Origin of the sequence: Aliidiomarina halalkaliphila, from assembly GCF_007096385.1 — a bacterium.
GTDB classification, from domain to species: domain Bacteria; phylum Pseudomonadota; class Gammaproteobacteria; order Enterobacterales; family Alteromonadaceae; genus Aliidiomarina; species Aliidiomarina halalkaliphila.
The window spans coordinates 38,080-59,065 of sequence record NZ_VJWL01000001.1; the positions used below are offsets into that span (position 1 = coordinate 38,080).

The window sequence follows — 20,986 nt, forward strand, 5'->3', positions numbered from 1 at the left end:
CGTTTTTGTTTTCTATGCGGTTGTATGCATAATGGTGACATTCCCACTAAAAAAATAATATCTACATGAATATTGTGATCGACGAAAACCTGCCAGCCGCACAAACGCTTTTCTCTGGTTGGGCGAATGTTGAGTACTTTTCTGGCCGTGATGTTCCTGAACGGCTGCTTGCACATGCAGACGTGTTATTAGTTCGCTCCATTACCGGGGTGGGTCAGCCGGTGCTCGAGCGAGCGCCAAATTTGAAGTTTGTGGGAACCGCGACTATTGGTATCGATCACTTGGATACAGAAGCACTCAGTGCACGGGGTATTGAATACGCTAATGCGCCAGGCTGTAATGCGATCTCTGTTGCGGAGTATGTACTTGCCGCTATCTTGACCCCAGAAGTGCGTCAGGGGCGTGATTGGCGTGGAAAGAAAGCGATCATTATCGGTGCGGGTAATACAGGATCGTCTACCGGGCGCAAGTTAACGGCACTCGGAATGAATGTTTGTTATGTTGATCCCTTCCTTGAAGGAGGCCACGATTCCCGTTGTTTTGGCCCTCTCAGTATGATTGAAAATGCAGACGTTGTAAGTCTGCATGTTCCACTTACGGAGTCTGGTCCATACCCGACATATCATCTTTTTAACGAAGCAGTGCTGGCATCACTACGCCCAGATACGGTGTTAATTAATGCCAGCCGAGGTGCTGTGATTGATAACCACGCGTTACTCAATCTATTGACGCAAGAACGTCGCACCGTCGTGCTCGACGTATGGGAAGGTGAGCCCCATGTAAACGAGGCACTGGTACCATTGGTCACGCTAGCAACCCCGCACATCGCTGGGCATAGTATTGAAGGTAAGATTCGCGGAACCTACGCACTGTATGACGTGCTCCATGCGCAGTTATTTCCCGATACGCCCGAAATCCCTTTACAACAAGTATTACCGAGTGATGGCATAGATGGGGGATGCTGGGCTCTCACCGAACAGGACAACGACTATGTTGACCAGGTGGCCAAATTAGTTCATCAGGTATATGACCCCCGTGTGGATGACCGAGCATTTCGCGAGCACGGGCTTACGGCCGAGGGCTTTGATGACTTACGCCGTCGCTATCACACGCGTCGCGAGCTCAGTGTTGTACGCTTAAGTACCGAGCAAATTGATTGTGGACGAATCCGAGCACTGGGTTTTACAGTCGAGTCCGATTAGAATAGGCAAATGTCTCCCATTGATAGTCCCATGTTTAGAATGCACGGGCGGAATAGAAAGGAGTTGTGATGACCATTGAAGTAAACGTTGCTGTACTTGGAGCCACCGGTTTAGTCGGTAAGCAAATAATGGAATGTTTAGAAGAGCGGGGCTTTCCGGTTGCAAAGCTATATCCGCTTGCGAGTGAACGCTCCGCAGGTAAAACAGTAACCTTCAAAGGTGAAGACTTAACCGTCGAAGATGCAGAGTTTTTCGATTGGAGTCAGGTACAAATTGCATTTTTCTCAGCGGGTGGCAGTATTTCTGCAACTTATGCCCCGCGTGCGGCAGAAGCTGGCTGTGTTGTTATTGATAATACCAGTCAATATCGCTACGAACCGGATATCCCATTGGTGGTCCCGGAAGTGAATGCCCATGCGATCGCAGATTTCCGTAATCGTAATATTATTGCGAATCCAAACTGCTCAACGATTCAGATGTTAGTTGCTTTGAAGCCTATTTACGATGAATTTGGGATTGAGCGGATTAATGTCGCAACCTACCAGTCTACATCTGGGGCAGGGGCATCAGCCATGGACGAGTTAGCAAAGCAAACGGCAACTTTACTCAATGGCAAACCTGTCGAGGTACAGGCGTTTAGTCGTCAAATCGCATTTAACTGTATTCCCCAAATCGACGTGTTTTTAGAAAATGACTTCACCAAAGAAGAAATGAAAATGCACTGGGAAACCCAGAAAATCCTTGGTGACGATACCGTAATGGTGAATGCCACTGCGGTGCGGGTGCCCGTATTTTTCGGTCATGCGGAAGCAGTTCATTTAGAAACGCGATTACCGGTGGATGTGGATCGGGTAAAAGCATTGTATCACCAAGCGGAAGGTATTCAGCTGTGCGAAGCGAATGAAGACTTCCCGACTCAAGTTGGTAATGCTGCTGGCAAGGATACGGTATTCATCGGGCGGGTGCGCAAAGACTATACCCATCCAAATGGTTTGAATTTATGGGTGGTTGCCGACAATATTCGCAAAGGAGCCGCCACTAACAGTGTTCAGATTGCGGAGCACTTACTGCGGGACTATTGGTAAACAACTGGCGAGAGTCGTTTGTTTACGCGGTTTCGCGTTATTTTAATCACTGGCAAGCAGGGTCTAATAATGAACAAAAATATACCTGTGGAAAGTACGAACGCACAGACAGCGAGAACCTGGATGAAGTCAGGTTCTTTGTGGGCGGTCTGTTGTGTTTTATTGTTCACGCACGCGGGGCTGATTTATGCTCCGAACGCATATGCAAACGAAGAACAAGCTGGGGAAGAGCGGGTTATTCAAACCTATGGACCAGTGCAACGGGGCGAAACCTTGTGGCATATTTCCAACCGCTTCCATCCTGATCGCAGTGTGTCAATTTATCAGACGATGCTTGCCATTATTGAAGCGAACCCAGAGGCATTCCCTACCGAGAGCGTGCACGACCTGCGGGTAGGACATTACATTGAAATACCCACGGGCAATCAAATTCGCGCTTATGATGCAGAAGAAGCCCGACAGAAAATTGTGCCGCAGCTCGGCGGCGAAGTTGCACTGCGAGAACGGCAAGAACGCGCTAGCGTGCAAGAAAGTGAATTAGAGACGTTACGTCAGCAAGTCGATGCGGCTCAGGATGAAGCGCAATCTTATGCGCGTCAAAATGAAGCATTGCGCGAACGTTTATCCGGATTAGAAACGCTTTTGACGGAAATACAATCGGAGTTGGAGGCGGCATCTGAACTTGAGCAAGATCTGACAAGAGCGCTGAGCGAAGCGCGTCAAGACCGTGAACCAGCGCCGACAGCACCTCCTGCTGAATGGTTTATGCAGTGGCCTGGCGTGGTTATTCCGATGCTATTTCTATTGTTGTTACTCCTTGCTATTTGGGGATTCACGCGCCGTCCAAAACAAAGTAAAGAACGCGTTTCTCCACATAAAGTAGCGGTTGCGGCGCACCTCCAAGAACAAGAGAACGAGACTGATAGAGCGCAAGAAGCGGAAGCTGCAGAGGTTGAGTCTCGTGCACCAAGCTCCGAAGATGAAGCATTTCGAGATATTGATGAGATTCTCGCAGAAGCAGACGCAGACCCCGATCCTGATAGTGATCAGGATGCAGGTCAAACCCCTGAAGAAGCCGAAGCGCATCGCCGGGAACAGCAAGCGGGGCAGTTAGATTTGGCTCGGGCATATATTGAAATGGAAGATTATGCTGAAGCGCGAGCCGCTATCGACGAAGTATTGCAGGATGCGGATTCGGAGCTTGCTAAAGAAGCCCAAGCATTGCTGAAAAAAATTGAGGAAAAAGAATAGGAATGAGAATCGCGCTTGGCGTTGAATACGATGGTAGTCGCTATTTCGGCTGGCAGCGTCAACAAGAGGTACCTAGCGTACAAGAGGCACTAGAGAAGGCATTGAGTCGAATTGCAGCACAGCCGATTCAGGTGGTGTGTGCAGGTCGTACCGATGCCGGAGTGCATGCTACGGGACAAGTCGTTCATTTCGATACGACGGTTGATCGAGTCGACCAAGCGTGGACGCAAGGCTGCAACACGATGCTGCCAGCGGACATCGGCGTCCGCTGGGTACAGCATGTTGATGACAACTTTAGTGCGCGTTTCTCTGCCGTGGCCCGCCGCTATCGCTATATCATTTACAATCACAGCTTGCGTCCAGCGATTTTGGGCGCAGGCGTAACTCATATTTACGCACCGTTGGATGCGGGAGGAATGCACGAAGCGGCTCAAGTACTTGTGGGTGAGCATGACTTTACTTCGTTTCGGGCCTCCCATTGCCAATCCAATACGCCGTTTCGAGATATTCACCATATTGACGTAAAGCGTTACGGTCATTACATCGTGGTGGATATTCAGGCCAATGCCTTTGTTCACCATATGGTGCGTAATATCGTCGGTAGTTTGGTGGTGATTGGTCGTGATGAGCAGCCGGTGCGATGGATGGCCGAGATCCTGCAAGCGCGCGATCGTACCCTAGCGGCAGCGACAGCGAAGCCACATGGGTTATACTTAGTAGATGTTTTATACCCGGATGCGTTACGAATACCGCGTTCGCCACTTGGGCCTTTATGGCTCAACGATGTTCTTGCGTAAGGTTGGAGCGGTGCGAGCCTAAAGTGCTAAGACCACTTGACGCTGCACTATCGGCGTCCTTTATGCTTTAATGTGCAGCCTTGCCCAGTGATTTTACATTGACGTGCTTGAATGTAGCGAGTGTCAGTGAGGAGAGAGTAGGTTTTATATGAGCTGGATTGAACGAATTCTTGCAAAACCACAGTCGAATAAACGCCGCAACATCCCAGAAGGGGTGTGGAGTAAATGCGGAGGCTGTGAGGCGATCTTATACAAAGCTGACCTCGAGCGTAATCTCTCAGTGTGCCCTAAATGTGGCCATCATATGCGCCTGACCGCCCGCGAGCGTTTGGATGCGTTTCTTGATCCAGAGAATCGGCAGGAAATTGGTGCAGAGCTGGAGCCGCAAGATAAGCTTAAATTTAAAGACACCAAGAAATATAAAGATCGCATCAGTGCTGCACAAAAAGCCACTGGCGAGAAAGATGCGCTTGTCGCAATGAGCGGAACCTTAAAAGGCAATCCGATCGTCGCTACCGCATTTGAGTTTAACTTTATGGGTGGTTCTATGGCCGCCGTTGTGGGCGCTCGTTTTGTCAAAGCGGCCGAAGTGAGCTTAGAGCGGAAAATTCCATTGGTGTGTTTTTCTGCCTCTGGCGGTGCACGTATGCAAGAGGCATTGTTGTCACTCATGCAAATGGCGAAAACTTCCGCTGCGTTAGCACGTTTATCTGAGGAAGGTATTCCCTATATTTCGGTTTTGACGGATCCGACCATGGGCGGTGTATCAGCAAGTTTGGCCATGTTGGGTGACTTAAACGTCGCTGAACCAAAGGCGTTAATTGGCTTTGCTGGCCCTCGGGTTATTGAGCAAACCGTGCGAGAAACCTTACCTCCGGGCTTTCAACGGGCGGAATTTTTGTTGGAACACGGCGCCATTGATATGATTTTGGATCGTCGTGATATGCGCGACCGTCTGGCTGCGGTGTTGGCGAAGTTACAGCATTTGCCAACCACAAATAGCGTCGAAGAATAACTGACAGACTATTCATGACAACATCGACCTCAACGACTCCAGTGCCTTCCAATGCCTGGAGTCTTTCTCAATGGCTCGAATATCTGGAGCACATTCACCACCGCCCCATAGATATGGGCCTTGAGCGTGTTCGCATTGTGGCGGAACGCTTGCAATTACTCACTCCGAAAAGCACAGTTTTTGTCGTCGGTGGTACGAATGGCAAAGGCTCAACTGTGGCCTTTCTTGAACAAATCTGCTTACAGAATGGCTATAGCACGGGCGCCTACACGTCCCCGCATCTCATTCACTACAGCGAACGTGTTCGTATCAATGGCCGTGAGCTTGCGGATGAGCACCATGCCCGGGCTTTTATGGCTGTAGAACAAGCCCGTGCTGATGTGTCCTTAACCTATTTCGAATTTGGCACCTTAGCGGCACTCTGGTTGTTACAGCAGCAAACACTCGACGTACTCATTCTCGAAGTGGGATTAGGCGGGCGTTTAGATGCGGTAAATGTGATAGACGCTAGCGTCGCTGTTGTGACTAGTGTTGGGGTCGACCATATTGAGTTTTTGGGCCCCGATCGGGATGTCATTGGTTACGAAAAAGCGGGCATTTTCCGATCGCAACGACCCGCTATTTGCGGCGATTTAGAACCGCCAGAACCACTGATCGCGCATAGCCATAAAATAGACGCGCAGTTGTATTGTAAGGGTCGTGATTTTGATCTGGTGGAACACGCTGAGCACTTTGATTTTATTGGTGTGAAGGACAAATGGGTTGGGTTACCATTGCCCCGGCTACCGCTCACCAATGCAGTTACCGCCCTCGCCGCATTGCAGGCAAGTGAACTAGAAATGGATATCGTGGCGGTGCGCCGGGGATTAATCAATGCGCAATTGAGTGGGCGGATGGAACTGATTGCTCATGAACCCGATATTTTGCTTGATGTCGGGCATAATCCGCATGCCAGTCAGTATTTGGCAAAGGTACTACAACAGCGTTATCCAAACAGGCGCATTATTGCGGTCTGTGGTATGTTGCAAGATAAAGACCATCAGGGCACGCTGGAACCATTATTGCCGATTATAGACCAATGGTTTATCGGCACCCTTTTAGGTCCGCGAGGAACGCCAGCAACGCGTCTTGCTGCAAGTATCAGCAGTGATGCCTCTGTAACGTGCTCAGATTCAATTGTTGCGGCCTTTACGCAGGCAAAGCATGCAGCGAGCAAAGAGGATGTGATATTATGTTTTGGTTCATTTCTGACCGTTGCTGCCATTAAAGAACTCGTAACCGATACGAGCGAAGCGCGGAACGAATAGGGCTGTTCGTAAGGATCATTTCGCAGTTAAGCGATATAACGTGGGGGAAGCTCTGTGGCAGGTCCACTACAGAATCGAATTGTTGGCACGGTCATTATTGGCGCGCTTGCCATCATTATTTTACCCGATCTCTTGTCGGGTAAAAATTATCAGCCCGACGACGACTTTCATGTTACGCCATTGCGCCCTGAAGTTGCCTTGGATATTCGCGATGCGCAATTTCCACAAGATTTCGATGAACGTGTTGAACGCACGCAGCCGACCTATGAAGGTGATGTGATTGATGCACCAGAATTACGCGAAGCGCGCATCGGTAACGCAGTGGAAGAATCCCCAACAATCCGTTCAAATGCATCCGATGAGGTAGCGACTGCTGATCCCGTTACCGGAGATGCGTTTACAATTCAACTTGGCGCATTTCGTAATGCGGATCGGGTGCAAGAGCTTGTACGCAGTTTGCGATCGGAAGGCTTTCAGGCCTATACCCGCACCCAACCATCTAGTTCAGGCGAAGCACTCACCTTGCTCATGGTGGGGCCAGACCTTAGCGAACAAAAATTGCGTGAGCAATTACCAAAATTGAAAGAAAAAACCGGACTCGATGGACGTATCGTCAGTTATAAACCAGTTCCTTAGTGAAAATGAATTGCGGACAACCTTGGGTTGCTTCTGTTAAAATGCGCCCACTTTTTTATCAAGGCGACGCCGAAGATGGAATGGATTGATTATGCGATTTTAGCCGTAATTGGCTTATCGATTGCGATTAGCTTAGTGCGTGGCTTCGTTCGTGAAGCGATGTCATTGGGCGTTTGGATCGCCGCCTTTGTTGTGGCGAGTCGGTTTCATCCTGAACTCGCGGTTTATTTTAGTGGCATTGAAGATACCATGGTCCGCAATGGCGTTGCGGTCGCTATCTTGTTTGTTATTACCTTGATTGTCGGCGCCTTAATTACGCATCTCATGGCTACCTTAGTGCAAAAAACTGGGTTAACCGGTACCGATCGCTTTCTTGGTGCTATTTTTGGTGCACTGCGCGGTGTACTGATCGTCTGCGCGCTTCTTTTCTTTATGGATTCATTTACGCAATCAGCAACCACACCCTGGTGGGCTCAGTCGGTTTTGATTCCGCATTTCGAAATTTATATTCAATGGTTTTTTGAGTACCTGCAAAATTCGTCCAGCTTTTTAAAGCAGGATTAACAAAGGTGAGGTTTTAGAATGTGTGGTGTTGTCGGTATCGTAGGGAATCAACCTGTTAACCAAGCTCTCTACGACGGGCTGACGATGCTTCAGCATCGTGGGCAAGATGCTGCAGGCATTATGACAGTCGATGGGCAGACGTTACGTTTGCGAAAGTCTAATGGCCTTGTGCGAGATGTGTTTCACACACGTCATATGCGACACTTGAGCGGCAACGTCGGGATCGGCCACGTACGCTATCCTACCGCGGGGTCGAGCAGCTCCGCAGAAGCACAGCCGTTTTATGTGAATTCTCCATTTGGCATCGCCATGGCCCACAACGGTAACTTAACCAATGCGGAACAGTTACAAGCAAATTTGTTTGAAAAAGCTCGCCGTCATATTAATACCTCGTCTGATTCGGAAATTCTCTTAAATATATTTGCCTACGAACTTATGCAGGCGGAGCAGCTTGAACTGAGCGAAAATGATATTTTCGCAGCTGTGAGTAAGCTCCATGATCAAGTGCGTGGCGCTTATGCTGTGGTGGCGATGATTATTGGTCATGGTCTTGTAGCGTTCCGTGATCCCCATGGGATTCGCCCGTTAGCATTAGGTCAACGACAAACTCCTCAAGGTATGGAATATATGGTGGCGTCGGAAAGCGTGGCCATTGATGGTACCGGCTTTACTTATCTGCGCGATGTCGAGCCAGGTGAAGCGATTTATATTACTGAGACCGGACAGTTATTTAGTCGCCAGTGCGCTCGGGACCCGGTGCACAACCCATGTATTTTTGAGTATGTGTACTTTGCCCGTCCGGACTCGTTCCTAGATAAGGCGTCTGTTTACGCGAGTCGTATTAACATGGGCCGCAAATTAGGCGAGAAGGTTCAGCGCGATTATCCGAATCTCGACGTGGATGTCATTATTCCTATTCCTGAAACTGCGTGTGATATCGCGTTAGAAATGTCGCGCGTGTTGGATATCCCGTATCGCCAAGGGTTTGTGAAAAATCGTTACATTGGGCGCACATTTATCATGCCTGGACAAACCCAACGGCGGAAGTCGGTGCGGCGCAAACTCAACGCCATTAGCGCAGAGTTTCGTGGTAAATCTGTATTGTTGGTGGATGATTCCATTGTGCGTGGAACAACATCGGAACAAATTATTGAAATGGCACGTGAAGCCGGAGCGCGAAAAGTATACTTTGCTTCTGCAGCACCGGAAATTCGCTTCCCCAATGTGTATGGTATTGATATGCCTAGCGCAAATGAGCTGATTGGCTATGGCCGTGACTCTGATGAGATTTGTAAAATCATTGGTGCCGATGGTCTTATTTACCAAGAGCTTGATGATTTGATTGCAGCGGTCCAAGCTGAAAATCCAGACATTACGACGTTTGAAACCTCCGTATTCAATGGTGAGTACGTGACGGGCGATATTAGTCAGGAATATTTAGATCGACTGCATGCGTCACGCAATGACAATGCGCGCAGCAGCAGCGATAGCGAAGGAACCAACCCAGACGTCTATAACGAAGGTGATTAGTCGCCTGACCGGAGAGGAGGCCATCGTGGTGCACGGAAAGGTTTGGCTGTTCGGATTATTCATCCTGTTGGGCGTGCTGATTGCAGGCCCGACTCAGGCCGAAATTAGCTATTTGGCACAGCGTGATAGCCATACTGTGGTCATCGTTGGCACTATTCATATGGGCTCGGGCCCCGAAACCCGCTTACGCTCCGAAACTAAGGACCATATCTATTCCAGTGACAAGGTTTATTTAGAGCTTGCGAGCTCAGATCTTGCTGGTGCTTATTTCCGTATGATGCGGGAAGGTCGCCGCAATGGGCCACCGTTGAGCGAAACCCTTGAGCCTGAGTTATGGGAAGCATTCTCTTCGTTTACTCAATCATACGGACTTCCAGGTGCGACGATCGATACATTGGAAATGTGGATGATTTCCATTTTGTTGACTCCGCAAATTGCCACCAAGGCCGGATTTAATGCGCACTATGGAATAGAGGCAGGGCTATATACCGCGCTAGCGCGTGCCGATATTCAGGGCTATGGTCTAGAAAGTGTGGATGATCAGCTGAGTGCAATTCGCAAAACTTTGGCGAACACGAGTGATGCAGAAATAGCGCTCAGTTTAATGAGTGAAGGGGAAGATGCGATTGAGGAGTTGCGGGAACTGGAGCTCACATGGCGCGCTGGCAATCTCGATGGGTTGATGGACGCTATATATGCGTCTGCTACTTATACCGAATTGGAGTGGTTGCTCGATCATCGCAACATTGCTTGGTTTGATTATTTGCAGGATACCTACGGCCATCGTGAAGCACCTTTGAAGTTATTTATTGCAGTGGGTGCAGGGCATTTGGGTGGCGAGACAGGCCTGTTGCAACTATTTGCCGATGCGGGTTACGAGGTCACACCTTTACACGCACATTAATTGAATGCTCGTTATGACAGCCGCAATAAACGGAAAAGCCCCAGTGCATTGCACTGGGGCTTTTTGTCATGGGTGATAGTGTCTTTAGTCTCGTTGGAACGGATACACAGAGCCCAGATGCATGATCTGGGTTAGCTCATCCAATGCAGTTCGAGATTCTTCAAGCAGTTGCGGGTCCGCAAGATCATCCGTGGAAAGCTCGTCGCGGTAGTGCTTGTCTACCCATTTGTTCAAGCGTTCGAACAAACCGTCGGTGAGAATACAATGAGGGTTAACGGCGTCTAGCTCTTGATCGTTCAAGGCTACGCGCAAGCGCAGACACGCCGGGCCACCGCCATTTCGCATGCTTTGCTTTACATCAAAAAACCGGACTTCTTTGATGGGCGTATTTTGCTGTACCAAGTGCTCTAAATAGGCCGCGACTCGCGCGTTTTCCTGACACTCTGTTGGCGCAATAATGACCATATGGCCAGGCTTTAAGGTCACTAACTGTGTGTTAAATAGATAGGTGCTAACAGCATCCTCCACAGAAACTACGTCACTAGGCACTTCGATAAAATGCATGGAGCCACCCAGCTTTGTTTCGAGCTCCGCAAACGCCCGCTGTTGGTCAATAAAGGCTTCTTGATGGTAAAACATGACATTCTGGTTGCCTACCGCGATAACATCGTTATGGAACACGCCTTTATCGATGACTGCTGGATTCTGTTGCAGATACACCACGTTATCGTCACTTAAGCCGTGTAAACGGGCTACCGCAGTTGATGCTTCGTAGGTTTGTCTGGCCGGGTAACGGCTTGGCGCCGGTTTACTGTCATCAAACGCATGACGTCCGTATACGAACAGTTCAACGCCAGCGAAGCCATACTCGTTGCAAAAGCGCGTGTGATTAGCGGCACCTTCATCGCCAAAATGCTCGTTGTCAGGTAAGTGGCGATGGTGCTCAAAGTATCTCGCATTGGCGAACATTGCCCGCAAAATACGGCCCGTTGTTTCAGGCTCTAAGGAGCGGTGAAACTTGTTGGTTAAGTTAGCAGGCGTAAAATGTACTTTACCATTGGCAGTATCTGCGCTGGGAGAGACTGTCGCCGCATTCGCAGTCCACATGCTAGAGGCGGAACAGCAGGCACGAAATATTGCGGGAGCTTCTTTAGCCGCAGCGGCAAGCACGTCGGTATCACTGCCGTGAAAACCTAAACGACGCAGTGCATAAATATCAGGTCGTTCTTGTGGTGCTAATACGCCTTGTACGAGTCCCATTTCCTGCAAGGCCTTCATTTTTTGCAAACCTTGCTTAGCGGCAGACTTGGGACTTGAGGTGCTTTTTGCGTTACTTAGTGACGCAACATTACCGAACGAAAGTCCTGCATAGTTGTGTGTAGGCCCGACCAGGCCGTCAAAGTTGACTTCATAATGTTGCATCGTGACTACGCACTCCCTTAAATTCCGTATTGGATTAAAAATACTTCGTGGCTGTCATTATACGCAAGCTGACCCTGCTGAAAAGCCCCAAATGATAAGGGCTTCGCGACGATTTTGTCGGTTTTGATTAACTATTCACTTTCGGTTTGTTTTTAGTCTGTTACACTTTCTCGGGTTGTGTATCCTGCGTATTCCCTATATATGTGTAAATAAAGGGCCTGAACCAACAAGGGCTTGCACTATTGTGTTTGAGGGTTTATACAGGTGCCTAAATTAGCTCCTGTCCATTCGCATCCAAAAGAAGAGATATCAGATTTCATGGCTAAAGCGCTGGTTATCGTCGAGTCCCCCGCGAAAGCGAAAACGATCAATAAATACCTTGGTTCCGATTTTATCGTGAAATCGAGTGTGGGACATATTCGGGATTTGCCGACTAAGAGTATGAGCAAAGCGCCGACGAAATCCCCCGCCGAAGTGCGGAAAATGAATCCTGAGCAAAAAGAAGCGTATAAGAAGCAGCGCGACTATAAAAATTTAGTGGCGCGCATGGGGATAGATCCTGAACATGGCTGGGAACCTCATTACGAAATCTTGCCAGGAAAAGAAAAAGTTGTAAAAGAACTCCAGAGCCTAGCAAAGAAAGCCGATCGTATTTATCTCGCAACGGATTTGGACCGCGAAGGAGAGGCGATTGCATGGCATTTGCGCGAGCTTATCGGCGGCGAACCTGAGCAATATCAGCGGGTGGTGTTTAACGAGATCACCAAAAAGGCTATTCAGGAAGCTTTTGCGCAACCGTCGGAGTTAAATATTGAGCGGGTTAATGCGCAACAAACACGACGCTTTTTGGATCGCGTTGTGGGCTTTATGCTCTCGCCTTTGTTGTGGAAAAAAATTGCGCGCGGGCTGTCTGCTGGACGCGTTCAAAGCGTTGCGGTACGTTTGGTGGTGGAGCGTGAGCGGGAAATTCGAGCGTTTATTCCTGAGGAATATTGGGATATCCACGCCGATCTGTTCGCCAGTCAACAACCGCAAGACGTAGCCCGCTTTGAAGTAACAAAAGCGCAAGGGAAGACCTTCCGTCCCAGCAACGAAGCCGATGCAATGGCTGCTGTTTCCGCTCTGAAAGGGGCTAGCTACCAAGTTGTCGAACGCGAAGACAAACCGACTCAAAGTAGACCCTCGGCACCATTTATTACATCCACCTTGCAGCAAGCAGCAAGTACGCGGCTTGGCTTTGGTGTGAAGAAAACGATGATGTTAGCTCAACGCCTCTATGAAGCCGGTTACATTACCTATATGCGTACCGACTCAACTCACTTAAGCGGGGATGCGTTACAGGCGTGTAGAGCCCTTATCGAAAAAGAGTACGGTAAGAATTATTTACCGGAGAAACCGAATTTTTACGGTTCCAAATCGAATGCCCAAGAAGCGCACGAAGCTATTCGCCCGTCGGATGCGAAGGTTCGCTCTAGCCAATTGAGTGGTATGGAGCGGGATGCCGAGCGTTTGTATGAATTAATTTGGCGCCAATTTGTAGCCTGTCAAATGACCCCGGCAAAATATGATGCCAGCACGATTACCGTGCATGCAGGAGATTACGAACTAAAAGCGCGAGGTCGGGTGTTGCGCTTTGATGGTTGGACCCGTGTACAACCACCCATGGGCCGCAAGGGTAGCGACGATACCGCACTACCCGATTTGCAGAAGGGCCAGGCGCTAGAACTACAGGGCTTGGATCCGAAGCAGCACTTTACCAAACCGCCGGCACGATTCTCCGAAGCCTCGTTGGTTAAAGAGCTTGAAAAACGTGGCATTGGTCGTCCGTCTACCTATGCGTCGATTATTTCGACGATCCAAGATCGTGGCTACGTAAAAGTTGATCAGCGCCGTTTCTTTGCCGAGAAAATGGGGGAGATTGTGACCGACCGATTAACGGAAAACTTCCGGGAATTGATGAGTTACAACTTCACCGCGGAAATGGAACAGCGACTAGACGACATTGCCATTGGAAAGCAGGACTGGAAGGAAGCGCTCGATGGTTTCTATGCTGACTTCAAAGATCAGTTAGAACGGGCGGAAGATGAAGAAGAACGCGGCGGTATGCGCAGCAATCAAATGGTGCTCACCGATATTGATTGTCCGTCCTGTGGTCGGAAGATGGGAGTGCGCACCGCGTCGACGGGTGTTTTCCTAGGCTGTGAAGGGTACAGTTTGCCACCTAAAGAACGCTGTACTCAGACCCTTAATTTAGTACCTGGCGATGAAGCTGTGAAGCTCAGCGAAGAAGATGACGAAGCAGAAGCTCGTGCGCTGCGTGCGAAGAAACGTTGTCCGAAATGCGGTACTGCCATGGATAGTTACCTTATCGATAAAGATCGCAAGTTGCATGTATGCGGTAACAATCCAATTTGTGATGGTCACCTGATTGAACGAGGTGAATTTAAAATTAAGGGCTACGACGGCCCATTGATTGAGTGTGATCGCTGCGGTAGCGATATGCAGTTGAAAGCGGGGCGTTTTGGTAAATACTTCGGATGCACCAACGACGAATGTAAGAACACGCGGAAATTGCTGAAAAGTGGCGAAGCGGCACCACCTCGTGAAGACCCGGTGCACTTGCCTGAACTACCGTGCGAGAAATCAGACGCGTATTTTGTGTTGCGTGATGGTGCCTCAGGCATCTTCTTGTCGGCGAACACATTCCCTAAATCTCGAGAAACACGCGCCGTTACCGTTAAAGAACTGCAGCGGTTTAAAGATCGGTTACCCGAGAAGTTTCATTACTTGGCGGAAGCACCGGGGGAAGACAATCAAGGGAACGACGCCGTGGTTCGATTCAGCCGGAAAACAAAAAATCAGTACGTAATGTCGGAAGAAAATGGCAAAGCTACTGGATGGGTCGCACACTATGTAAACGGCCAGTGGCACGCCGAAGAAGGCAAGGCTGCTAGCAAGTCAACAGGCCGTAAGCCAGCGAGGAAAAAGAAAGCCACTTAATACCTCGCTTACTGCTTACACGCGACAGGATGTCGAATGCAATAACAAGGAGGTTATATGCAATCCACGCCACGGATGGTATGGATGTGCTGGGCACTTATTGGGTTGGGGCTTTCTGCGCATGCGCAGGAGCCTTGCCCGCCATTACATTTCCATTCAGGGTTTAGTTCAGGCCTTTCTTTAGCGCCCAACACCCTGTTAGATCAGTCGTCTAAAATCACACTCTCTGAAACTCTGAATCAGGGCATGATGGCTCCTGCCGAACATGTTGTTTCCTATGCGTTACACCCTGCATTACTGCGCCCCCAGCTAGAACAACTTTTGAAACGCCACTGGCAGGTTCAGAATGTTATCTGGTATGCCGCTTATGGCCACTACTGGCCCACTCACTACGAAATAACAGCGCCTTCTTGGGATGACTTATTACAGCAACTCCTCACGCCATATGGGTTACGTGTAGTGCTGCATGATAACCATACAGCGGTGGTGGAGTACCTAGCACAGGGGCATCGAAGATGAAGCTACGGATGTCTTTTCTTCACGGTTATACGAGTGCAGCGCTTGGCGTGTTGTTTCTTGTGGGTTGTACTCAAACAGACAATTTTGAAACACGGAGCAGTGAGGCGCAAGCACGCATTGAACTGGCCCGTGCGCAAACTGAACGGCCCCCACAACCACCACAACGCATCGTGCGAGAGCAGGGCTATTTTGTGCCTCCACTGGACTTGCCAATAGGGCAAGGTCCTGGATGGTTTAATATTCCAGTGCAATTTACGTTCTCTGAATATCCATTACGCTTGGCACTTCAAGATATGACAGCACCGTTAGGGGTTAGCGTGCGCCTCCTTGATAACATTGATGGGCAATTGCCGATTAGTCTTCATCACGCAGGTACTGTAGGTGATGCGATCGAACAAATCGCTTTAATGACGGGATTAAGCTTTCAAGCTGACGAACGTCTGATTACCTGGCGTCAGTATGAAATGGCTGAATTTGATGTCGCGTTTTTAGCGGGAGCGACGAATTTCTTTTTGGGCGCCGAAGGTTCCCGTGGCAGTCAATCGCCAATAGCAGGGCAAGGTCAAAATCTGGCGGTGACCACAGGATTAAATGACGACTCTTCGCAGTATCTGAACTTTGCTAGTGACTCACTTTCTGTGTGGAGCGATCTTGAGCACGCATTGAGTCTATTGATCTCGGATCAAGGGCAGGTGGTTATCAACCAGAGCTCGACATCTATCTTGGTGCGAGACTTGCCCCAGCATGTGCAACAAGTACGCAACTATTTAATTCAGCAAAATGAGCGTCTTACGCGACAAGTGGCGATTGATGTTCAGGTTATCGACGTAACCTTTACGGATAGTAAGCAATCGTCGATTGATTGGGATTTGGTTTACCAAACCGCTCAGGGAACTGGCGCTATAAACTTTCTCGGTCAGGGCACTAGCACGCTTTCTGCAGGTTCCGGGCTCGGTTATGAACGCTTAAGTGGCCCTATGACAGGATCCCAAGTTTTACTTCGGGCTTTATCGCAGCAAGGGGTTGTGGAAGTGAGTAGCCATCCGCGCTTAGTGACGTTAAACAATCAAATCTCGAAAATTATTTTGGAAGACAACGTGACCTATCTGGCCTCGGCCGGAAGCAGTTCGACGGCTAATGTTGGCTCGAATGACTTACTCATTCCTGGCGTGGTACGCACAGGTTTTGAGTTATATGTGTTACCTAAAGTGGCGAATCAACAAGTGTTGCTACAGTTATCGACGTCATTGTCGGACCTAAAAGGCATCAGTGAAGTGCGCTCTGGTGACACAACGATACAAACGCCGCAGACAAGCCGTAAAAAATTCTTTATGAAAGCTATTGTTGCGAATGAAGAAGCATTGCTCATTTCAGGACTGCAAAATCGTCGTTCCACATGGCAAGACGAACGCTCTCTTGTTTCGCGTTTGTTTGGTGGTGGTCAACAACGAGTGGATCAACATACGGAAACTTTATTGATCCTTACACCGCGTATCTTAAGTTCAGGGACAATGCTATGAGTGAGCAGGTTCTGATTCGTCCGCTATCGCCAGTACTCCCTTCGTTACGACTATTGCGTGAGGCACGGCAAGTTGGAGCGAGTCATGGTCGGGTAACCCGGTTTCGCGGACGATTTTTTGCACAACTCGCACGCACCGCCGTGCCTGACTACTGTATGGAGCTCATGTCGTTCACCACGGAAGCCTCAGGTGTTGTTATTGGGCCCGCGTTAGAGCGAGAGCAGTGGATCGTGTTTGCTTGGCAGGATGGAGACATTCTGTGTTTGCGTGTGGCGGATGAAGTCGAAACTACTGCGACGCTTCACGTGCTATCGCTCCAACAGGGATTTAATCCTGATGCGGTAACGGCTTCTCGACCGCCGACCAAGCTAGACCTCACAGCGTTATTTCCTGCTGCCCAATGTCGCACATTCGATTCTGATTGGCCAAATAAAAGCGCGCCCTTGCCGTCACTCCGGCGAAAGCGCTTTGGCCCTGTGTTAACACTCACGATGCTTGCCCTCATTACGCCATGGTTGTGGAGTTACATGTCCCAAGAGCCCGAGGTGATGGTGCAAGACCAAACTAATGAACAATCGATCGGGCACCAACTTGAGCAAGCGAATAGTTCGGTTGTTGACCTATTGCGCCATCATCAGGTGCTAGTCGAACAATTGACCAGCCTCGCAGGTTGGGATGTTGAGCAGGTCGCATGGACAGGCTCCGGGTTCTTGGTGCATTTACAGCAACGCTCGGGTGATTTACATGATTTACATCAGTTTACACAGTTGAGCGCAATGCAACTGCAGGCTACTGAACGCGGACGTGCGCTGTTCTGGCCGATTCATTTATTGCCCGTTGCTGAGCATGCCAATTTAAGCCTGATGGGTACGGTGGCGCAAGGTGATTGGCTCGAGGATCTGATTCGTAACGGATTCTCTGACATCCAAATTCAACGCGATTTTACGCGCACGGCAGCGGGTGATGGTTGGCACGCACAACGCATGATACTGCGTTTTCAGGACTGGTCAGCAGTTGATTTACATCGGTTGAATCAGCTCCTATATGTTCATCCTGTTCGATTGGTGCAGTTCCATTATCGCCAACAGAACCCCGATAACGTGTATTTGGGGTACCAGGGGCATCTTACTTTCGACTATTTTGGAGTGTCATTATGAACCACGGATGGTTAGCGGCATTACTGCTCCATGCGGTAGCTTTGCCGGATTCGAACAACGCACTATCCCCGACAATGTCCGAACAAGAGGAGCGAGAGCAGCATCGCTATTTGGCGCTCTCATTACGAAACCAAAAGCTGTTGGAGCAGCAAGCTGAGTCAAAAGCTCGGCAATTGGCATTTCAACTGCAGTCGGCGCAAGCCTTAGCCGCGATTCGTAAGCTGTCGGTTGATCAAAAGGAACTAACCACCGACGGTATATCGAACTCCCTCGAGTCATACCCCGTCCCGCACATTGATCTGCACCACTTTGTGGTGCGTTCGATTTTCTCTTGGAGAGATCGTTGGATAGCTCGTATCGAATATGCACAACGCCTCTACGTAGTAAAAGATGGGGACATCTTATTTAATCGTGTGCAGGTGAACGTGGATAGCGATGGTGTGGGACTTTCCCTAGGGGAGCAAAGGGTTTATCTGCGAGGGCAGGCATTATGGTAATAGTTGAGCGATTAAGTGACTTAGGCTACGTCCAAGTAGACTTAGATGCCTTAGATGCCTGTCTGGCCTTTTCCGGGCAACATGACAATTATGCAGCGGTATTGCTCACAGATGGGCGGCTACTGGCCACAGCAGACAGTTGGCAAGCTCAGTTTGGTGAACTGCAATCGTTGTGCTTTAAGTATATACGACCCAGTTTGCAAGCAAGTTGGTTGCAGGCTACCCCGCATTTGATCCGCGAGTTGTTAACGGATGCTGATGGGATTCAGCGTGCACGCCACGTGCGCGGTGAAGATCAGGAAGCAAATGCCAGCCTAGCATTGCAAACGTTAAGGGATATGGTCAATGATGCACTCAGTAAGAATGCGACTGATATTCATATTCGATTGTCGGGTTATGTGGCACGAATTAGTTATCGGATCGATGGTTTACTGGTTTTTCAGGGCAACCGTAATCGTGTGTTTGTTACCGAAGTGGTTGCCGCCGCACTGCATACTCACTCTGATGATTACGCCGATGTTTTCGACGAGCGTCAAATTTCGGCAGCGACGATTACGGTCGACATAGGGGAGCCGGCGCAAAGCATTCGCATTCGGGCGCAGAAATCCCCTTGTCGAGATGGGTTTACCATGACATTGCGGTTGCAGCGTATCGGTCAAGGACAGGTCCCACAGTTATCCGATCTCGGTCTTCAAAAGGAGCGGATCATGGATCTGCAGCTCTTGCTAGCCTATGCCAATGGCGTGATTCTTATTTCTGGTCCAACTGGACATGGAAAAACGACCACATTAGCTGCGCTCAATAGTGCCGTGCCCGACACCCGAAAAATTATATCCTTGGAGGATCCGATTGAAATTATCCAACCTCGTGTCGACCAAAAATACATTTCACAGCATCACGGACAGCATTTTGCAGATATGTTGAAAGTGGTATTGCGTGAAGATCCTGACATTGTGGAAGTGAGCGAAATTCGGGATAAGGAAACCGCCGACGCCGCGTTAAGTTCGGCACTAACGGGTCATTTAGTGATATCAACGATTCATGCGACGGACGCGATTGGTGTGATCGCACGTCTCCATGATTTGGGTTTGTCTGCCACGCAATTGGCACAACCAGGCTTGTTTGCCGGCTTAGTGGCCCAGCGCCTGCTGCCACGGCTATGTGAGCAGTGCCGTTACCAAGATGAGCATCCGGTATGGGGAAGGCTGTGGCGGCGCTCTCAGGAGGGTTGTGACTGCTGTCATCACACGGGGATTAGCGGTCGCGTTATGGTGAGTGAAGTATTGATGCTTAATGAGGCGAGCTATCGGTTTATACGCAACATGGACCTGCAAGCGTGGCGTCAGCAACTCGATCAACAGGGCTGGCGTAGCATGGCCCATGATGCTGTTCGTTTAATACGGCAAGGAAAAGTGGATTGGCAAGATGCTGGGGAATTAGTTCCTGGATTGGTACGGGTAATGCAGCCGAAGGATAAGCGCCATGCAATTGGGACGCGTCAGTTTACAGCGGCAACTTGAGTTCCTGCATGATTTACATGAGTGGTTACAAGCCGGACGGACACCGGAGCAAGGCCTGCAAGGGTTTGAACGCGTTTTAGAAACGGCGTCGCGTCTCGACGAGCGCGATTGGCTCAGACATATTCGGGCCGCATTGCAGAAAGGACTGCCCCTAGGCACAGGTGTGCAAGCTACTTTTTCTAGCGAAGTGATTACCTTGCTCAATTTAGGACAACGTTATGGCTGCTTGGGAAAAATGCTAGATGCCTTTCGTACAGCTTATGAATTACGTCAAGGGATGTATAAGCGATTTTTTCAGCAACTGGCATATCCCTTGGCGCTCGTATTGGTATCCATTATGGCGACGATTTTTATCGGTCAGCAGGTATTACCGCGTTTTCTTGATAGCGGCACAAGTGCGATGAGTTTGTCCAACGGGGGACTGCCTTGGTTGCTCAACGGCCTAGCGCATATGTTCAGTTTGCTTATGCCTATCGGGTTCGTGACGCTGGCGCTCGCGAGCGCAACCCTTTGGTGGTTGCTACCGCGCTGGCAGGGTGAGTGGCGACGGGATCTCGATACAATCTTTCCGTTCCGGGTGTACCGGCGTTTACAAGCGATAAAATTGTTACAGCACTTGGCCATGTTCTTGGGAGCAAGTGTCAGTATGCAGATCAGTATTCGACAGCTGCAGGACGCGGCGCCGCCTTATGTGAGAAAGCATTTAAACATTATGCTGCACCGATTACACCAAGGTGAGCCGGATATGATGAAAGTGCTAAATACCGGATTGATTGATGCCACTGTGTGGTTTCGCTTGCAGTGTCAGGATCAAAGGAGTGCGTTATGCCAACGGCTATCCGCCGCCGCGGCATTTGCGCAACGGGATCTCGTGCAATTGATTCAACGGCGACAAAGGATACTTGCGTTTACCTGCTATAGCCTGTCAGGTCTATTAGTGGTCGGAATACTCGCGGCGATGGGGCAAATGTTTGCCGAATTCGCCCGTGCTTGAGCGCATTATGATGACAGACTTAGGTGATACGCCGCACTCGTATTAACCCAACTCTCGACAAGGAGT

18 protein-coding genes are annotated in these 20,986 nt (G+C 49.6%); 17 read left to right on the top strand and 1 reads right to left on the bottom strand.

What is annotated here, in order from left to right:
• Positions 1–65 precede the first annotated feature (65 nt).
• The 10 genes from FM042_RS00195 (at position 66) to FM042_RS00240 (ending at position 10,291) form a co-directional block, all read left to right on the top strand.
• The gene (locus FM042_RS00195) at positions 66–1,202 is read left to right on the top strand and encodes a 4-phosphoerythronate dehydrogenase (protein ID WP_143233754.1); all 1,137 of its coding nucleotides are present in this window, start codon (positions 66–68) and stop codon (positions 1,200–1,202) included.
• A 68-nt stretch (positions 1,203–1,270) separates the two neighbouring features.
• A complete protein-coding gene (locus FM042_RS00200) occupies positions 1,271–2,287 on the top strand; it encodes an aspartate-semialdehyde dehydrogenase (RefSeq protein ID WP_143233755.1) in 1,017 nt (338 codons plus the stop codon).
• Positions 2,288–2,410: 123 nt separating this feature from the next.
• On the top strand, positions 2,411–3,538 hold the full coding sequence (locus tag FM042_RS00205) for a FimV/HubP family polar landmark protein (protein WP_185960650.1): 1,128 nt from the start codon (positions 2,411–2,413) through the stop codon (positions 3,536–3,538).
• 2 nt (positions 3,539–3,540) lie between these two features.
• Positions 3,541–4,335 carry a tRNA pseudouridine(38-40) synthase TruA gene (gene truA, locus FM042_RS00210; protein ID WP_143233757.1) on the top strand — a complete coding sequence of 265 codons (795 nt, stop codon included), beginning with the start codon at positions 3,541–3,543 and terminating at the stop codon, positions 4,333–4,335.
• A 148-nt stretch (positions 4,336–4,483) separates the two neighbouring features.
• Positions 4,484–5,350: an acetyl-CoA carboxylase, carboxyltransferase subunit beta gene (gene accD / locus FM042_RS00215; RefSeq protein WP_143233758.1), complete on the top strand. Its 867-nt coding sequence runs from the start codon at positions 4,484–4,486 to the stop codon at positions 5,348–5,350.
• A gap of 14 nt (positions 5,351–5,364) precedes the next feature.
• Positions 5,365–6,657: a bifunctional tetrahydrofolate synthase/dihydrofolate synthase gene (gene folC, locus FM042_RS00220; RefSeq protein ID WP_143233759.1), complete on the top strand. Its 1,293-nt coding sequence runs from the start codon at positions 5,365–5,367 to the stop codon at positions 6,655–6,657.
• Positions 6,658–6,711: 54 nt separating this feature from the next.
• Positions 6,712–7,293 carry an SPOR domain-containing protein gene (locus FM042_RS00225; protein ID WP_143233760.1) on the top strand — a complete coding sequence of 194 codons (582 nt, stop codon included), beginning with the start codon at positions 6,712–6,714 and terminating at the stop codon, positions 7,291–7,293.
• A gap of 75 nt (positions 7,294–7,368) precedes the next feature.
• Positions 7,369–7,857: a CvpA family protein gene (locus tag FM042_RS00230; RefSeq protein ID WP_143233761.1), complete on the top strand. Its 489-nt coding sequence runs from the start codon at positions 7,369–7,371 to the stop codon at positions 7,855–7,857.
• 18 nt (positions 7,858–7,875) lie between these two features.
• Positions 7,876–9,387: an amidophosphoribosyltransferase gene (gene purF / locus FM042_RS00235; RefSeq protein WP_143233762.1), complete on the top strand. Its 1,512-nt coding sequence runs from the start codon at positions 7,876–7,878 to the stop codon at positions 9,385–9,387.
• Positions 9,388–9,412: 25 nt separating this feature from the next.
• Positions 9,413–10,291, top strand: coding sequence for a TraB/GumN family protein (locus FM042_RS00240; RefSeq protein WP_185960651.1), 879 nt, complete (start codon positions 9,413–9,415; stop codon positions 10,289–10,291).
• 84 nt (positions 10,292–10,375) lie between these two features.
• Here FM042_RS00240 and astB read toward each other — a convergent pair whose 3' ends face one another.
• Positions 10,376–11,713 carry an N-succinylarginine dihydrolase gene (gene astB / locus FM042_RS00245; protein WP_143233764.1) on the bottom strand — a complete coding sequence of 446 codons (1,338 nt, stop codon included), beginning with the start codon at positions 11,711–11,713 and terminating at the stop codon, positions 10,376–10,378.
• 318 nt (positions 11,714–12,031) lie between these two features.
• Between astB and topA the strand changes: the two genes are divergently transcribed.
• Genes topA through FM042_RS00280 form a run of 7 tightly spaced genes read left to right on the top strand, consistent with a single transcriptional unit; the run spans position 12,032 to position 20,920 of the window.
• Positions 12,032–14,713: a type I DNA topoisomerase gene (gene topA, locus FM042_RS00250; protein WP_143233765.1), complete on the top strand. Its 2,682-nt coding sequence runs from the start codon at positions 12,032–12,034 to the stop codon at positions 14,711–14,713.
• Positions 14,714–14,770: 57 nt separating this feature from the next.
• Positions 14,771–15,232 (top strand): hypothetical protein, encoded by a 462-nt coding sequence (locus FM042_RS00255; protein WP_143233766.1) that lies wholly within the window; start codon positions 14,771–14,773, stop codon positions 15,230–15,232.
• Between the two features lie 8 nt (positions 15,233–15,240).
• Positions 15,241–16,752 (top strand): hypothetical protein, encoded by a 1,512-nt coding sequence (locus FM042_RS00260; protein ID WP_185960652.1) that lies wholly within the window; start codon positions 15,241–15,243, stop codon positions 16,750–16,752.
• A complete protein-coding gene (locus tag FM042_RS00265) occupies positions 16,749–17,909 on the top strand; it encodes a hypothetical protein (RefSeq protein WP_143233768.1) in 1,161 nt (386 codons plus the stop codon). The genes FM042_RS00260 and FM042_RS00265 overlap by 4 nt, the downstream gene beginning before the upstream one ends.
• Positions 17,906–18,406 (top strand): hypothetical protein, encoded by a 501-nt coding sequence (locus tag FM042_RS00270; protein ID WP_143233769.1) that lies wholly within the window; start codon positions 17,906–17,908, stop codon positions 18,404–18,406. Before FM042_RS00265 ends, FM042_RS00270 begins: the two co-directional genes overlap by 4 nt.
• Positions 18,400–19,926, top strand: coding sequence for a GspE/PulE family protein (locus tag FM042_RS00275; RefSeq protein WP_143233770.1), 1,527 nt, complete (start codon positions 18,400–18,402; stop codon positions 19,924–19,926). The genes FM042_RS00270 and FM042_RS00275 overlap by 7 nt, the downstream gene beginning before the upstream one ends.
• On the top strand, positions 19,889–20,920 hold the full coding sequence (locus FM042_RS00280) for a type II secretion system F family protein (RefSeq protein WP_143233771.1): 1,032 nt from the start codon (positions 19,889–19,891) through the stop codon (positions 20,918–20,920). Before FM042_RS00275 ends, FM042_RS00280 begins: the two co-directional genes overlap by 38 nt.
• Positions 20,921–20,986 lie beyond the last annotated feature (66 nt).